This window comes from Micromonospora sp. KC606 (genome assembly GCF_004348675.1).
GTDB lineage: Bacteria > Actinomycetota > Actinomycetes > Mycobacteriales > Micromonosporaceae > Micromonospora.
Map to the genome: position 1 here is coordinate 1 of NZ_SMKN01000358.1, position 2,909 is coordinate 2,909.

Sequence of the window (2,909 nt, forward strand, 5' to 3'; positions counted from 1 at the left end):
TTTCCGGGCCCCGCCGCCGTTTCCGGGCCCCGCCGCCGTTTCCGGGCCCCGCCGCCGTTTCCGGGCCCCGCCGCCGTTTCCGGGCCCCGTCGGTGCTGGTCGTTGGCAGCTCCGTCTGCGCCCGGTTGCGCTTTCCCTCCGTCCGGTAGCCCCGAGGCGCGGCAGAATGAGTCGAGGGTGGCCGGGTGGCGACGGGCAGGCGGCCGGGGGGTCGCGGTCGGTCGGCAGACCCTCGACCGTGGCTGCCGCCGGGGCGGTAGGCTGACCGGCGCCGTGCTCCCGACCCCGAGGGTTGACATGAAGATCGCCGTCACTGGCTCGATCGCGACCGACCACCTGATGAGCTTCCCCGGTCGCTTCGCCGACCAGCTTCTCGCCGACCAGCTGCACAAGGTGTCGCTGTCGTTCCTCGTGGACGAGCTGGTGCTGCGCCGGGGCGGGGTCGCGGCCAACATCGCCTTCGGCATGGCCCAGCTGGGGTTGCGACCGGTGCTGCTCGGCGCGGTCGGCGCCGACTTCGCCGACTACCGGTCGTGGCTGGAACGCCACGGCGTGGACTGCGACTCGGTGCACGTCAGCGAGGTGGCGCACACCGCGCGCTTCGTCTGCACCACCGACACCGACATGTGCCAGATCGCCTCCTTCTACGCCGGGGCGATGAGCGAGGCCCGCAACATCGAGCTGGCCCCGGTCGCGCAGCGTATCGGCGGCCTCGACCTGGTGCTGGTCAGCGCGAACGACCCCGAGGCGATGGTCCGCCACTCCGCCGAGTGCCGGGAGCGCGGCTACGCCTTCGTCGCCGACCCGTCCCAGCAACTCGCCCGGATGGCGGGCGAGCAGGTGCTCGGCCTGATCGACGGGGCCGACTACCTGATGACCAACGACTACGAGAAGTCGCTCCTGCAGAGCAAGGCGGGCCTCACCGACGCACAGCTGCTCGATCGGGTGAAGATTCGGGTCACCACGCTGGGCAAGGACGGCGCGGAGATCGCCGGCCGGGACTTCGAGACCATCCACGTGCCGATCGCCCGGGAGGCCAGGGCCGTCGACCCGACCGGCGTCGGGGACGGCTTCCGGGCCGGATTCTTCGCCGCGCTCTCCTGGGGACTGGGCCTGGAGCGCGCCGCCCAGGTCGGCTCGCTGCTGGCCGCGCTGGTGCTGGAGACCGTCGGCACGCAGGAGTACGAGGTGCGCCGCGACCTGTTCGTCAAGCGCCTGGCCGAGTCGTACGGCGACGCCGCCGCCGAGGACGTCAGGCCGCACCTGCTGCCATGAACGCCGCACCCGCCCCCGGCGGCCAGGTGCTGGTCGCGTTCGCCGGCCTGCCGGGCGTGGGGAAGAGCACCCTCGCCGGGCGGGTCGGCGCCGCCCTGCGGGCGCCCGTGCTCCCTGTCGGCCCGGTCGAGCGGGCCCTGGCCCGGTACGGCCTGGTCGGCGACGTGCCGGAAACGGCCGCGTACGCGGCGGTGGCCGGGCTCGCCGAGGTGCAGCTCGGGCACGGCCTGAGCGTGGTGGTGGACGCGATCAACCCGGTGGCCAGCGTCCGAGGGCTCTGGCTCGATCTGGCCGAGCGGGCCGGGGTGCCGCTGCGGATGATCGAGGTGCACTGCGGGGACGTGGCGGAACACCGTCGCCGGGTCGAGGCCCGGCGGCCCGCCGAGCCCGACCCGATGCTCCCCACCTGGGAGCAGACCCTGGTCCGCCGGGCCGAGTACGAGCCGATCATCGGCCCGCGCCTGGTGGTCGACACCGCCGTCGACCTCGACCCCCTGCCGGCGGTCCTCAGCTACCTGAGCTGACCACGGCGCCGGTTCAATGGGTGCGGCGGACGTCGTACCCGGGGCCGTCCGGCCCGGCGGCCACGAACTCCTGCCCCCGCATGCGGCACCAGGCGGGGATGTCCACCGCGGCGGCCGGATCGTCGGCGAGCACCCGCAGCACCGCCCCGACCGGCAGGTCGGGCAGGCGGCGGGCCAGCGCGATCACCGGCAGCGGGCAGCGCTGCCCCCGGCAGTCCAGCACCTGCGCCGGCTCGCTCACAGCCCGACCACCCCCGCCTCGGCGCGCAGCTCGGCCACGATCCCCGGCAGCTCGGCCAGGAACCGCTCGACGTCGGCCTCGGTGGTCTCCCGGTGCAGCGACACCCGTACGTTGCCGTGCGAGAGCACCCCCATCGCCTCCAGCACGTGTGACGGGCGCAGCGTCGACGAGGTGCAGGAGGAGCCGGAGGAGACGGCGAAGCCCCGCCGGTCCAGCGCGTGCAGCAGCACCTCGCCGTCGACGTACAGGCAGGAGAAGGTGACCAGGTGGGGGAGACGCTCGGTCGGGTCGCCGACCACCTCGACGTCCGGCACCTCGGCGGCGACCCGGGCCCGGATCCGGTCCACCAGCGGTGTCAGCCGGGCCGCCAGCGCCGCCGCGTCGGCCGCCGCCGCGCGCAGACTGGCTGCGGCGGCCACCACCGCCGGCAGGTTCAGCACCCCGGGGGTACGCCCCGACTCCCGCTCGTCGGCCGGCCAGGGCGACTCCCAGCGGGTGCCCTTTCGCACCACCAGCAGCCCGACTCCCGGGGGCCCGCCCCACTTGTGGGCGCTGGCGGTGAGCGCGGACCAGCCCTGCGGCACCGCCGTCCGCCCCACCACCTGGGCTGCGTCGACGTACAGCGGCACCCCGGCGGCGGCGCACAGCTCTCCCGCCGCGGCGACCGGTTGGACGGTGCCCACCTCGTGGCTGGCGGCGATCAACGCGGCCAGCGCCACCCCCCGGGTCCGCACCGCCTCGGCCCAGGCGGTCAGGTCGAGCCGGCCGAGCCGGTCCACCGCCACGGCGTGCGCCGCACCGCCGCCGGCCACGTGCCACTCGGCGGCGTGCAGCACCGCCGAGTGCTCGATCGCCGAGTGCACCAGGGT

The 2,909-nt window shown here is 75.1% G+C and carries 4 protein-coding genes; 2 read left to right on the forward strand and 2 right to left on the reverse strand.

Going from position 1 to position 2,909, the window contains the following annotated elements:
* Positions 1 to 297 precede the first annotated feature (297 nt).
* Positions 298 to 1,275 (forward strand): carbohydrate kinase family protein, encoded by a 978-nt coding sequence (locus E1193_RS30855; protein ID WP_132186649.1) that lies wholly within the window; start codon positions 298 to 300, stop codon positions 1,273 to 1,275.
* Complete coding sequence (locus tag E1193_RS30860) at positions 1,272 to 1,799, forward strand: AAA family ATPase (protein WP_132186650.1); 528 nt, start codon at positions 1,272 to 1,274, stop codon at positions 1,797 to 1,799. Before E1193_RS30855 ends, E1193_RS30860 begins: the two co-directional genes overlap by 4 nt.
* Positions 1,800 to 1,812: 13 nt before the next feature.
* Here E1193_RS30860 and E1193_RS30865 read toward each other — a convergent pair whose 3' ends face one another.
* Both E1193_RS30865 and E1193_RS30870 read right to left on the reverse strand, forming a co-directional pair.
* Positions 1,813 to 2,040, reverse strand: a complete 228-nt coding sequence (locus E1193_RS30865; RefSeq protein WP_132186651.1) for a sulfurtransferase TusA family protein — start codon at positions 2,038 to 2,040, stop codon at positions 1,813 to 1,815.
* Positions 2,037 to 2,909: aminotransferase class V-fold PLP-dependent enzyme (locus E1193_RS30870; RefSeq protein ID WP_132186652.1), on the reverse strand; the 873-nt coding region annotated here is incomplete at its 5' end. The genes E1193_RS30865 and E1193_RS30870, both read right to left, overlap by 4 nt.

What these genes read in the sequence shown, in the direction of transcription:
- E1193_RS30855 (WP_132186649.1), top strand. Translation starts at nt 298, where the DNA reads ATGAAGATCGCCGTCACTGGCTCGATCGCGACCGACCACCTGATGAGC.
- E1193_RS30860 (WP_132186650.1), top strand. Translation starts at nt 1,272, where the DNA reads ATGAACGCCGCACCCGCCCCCGGCGGCCAGGTGCTGGTCGCGTTCGCC.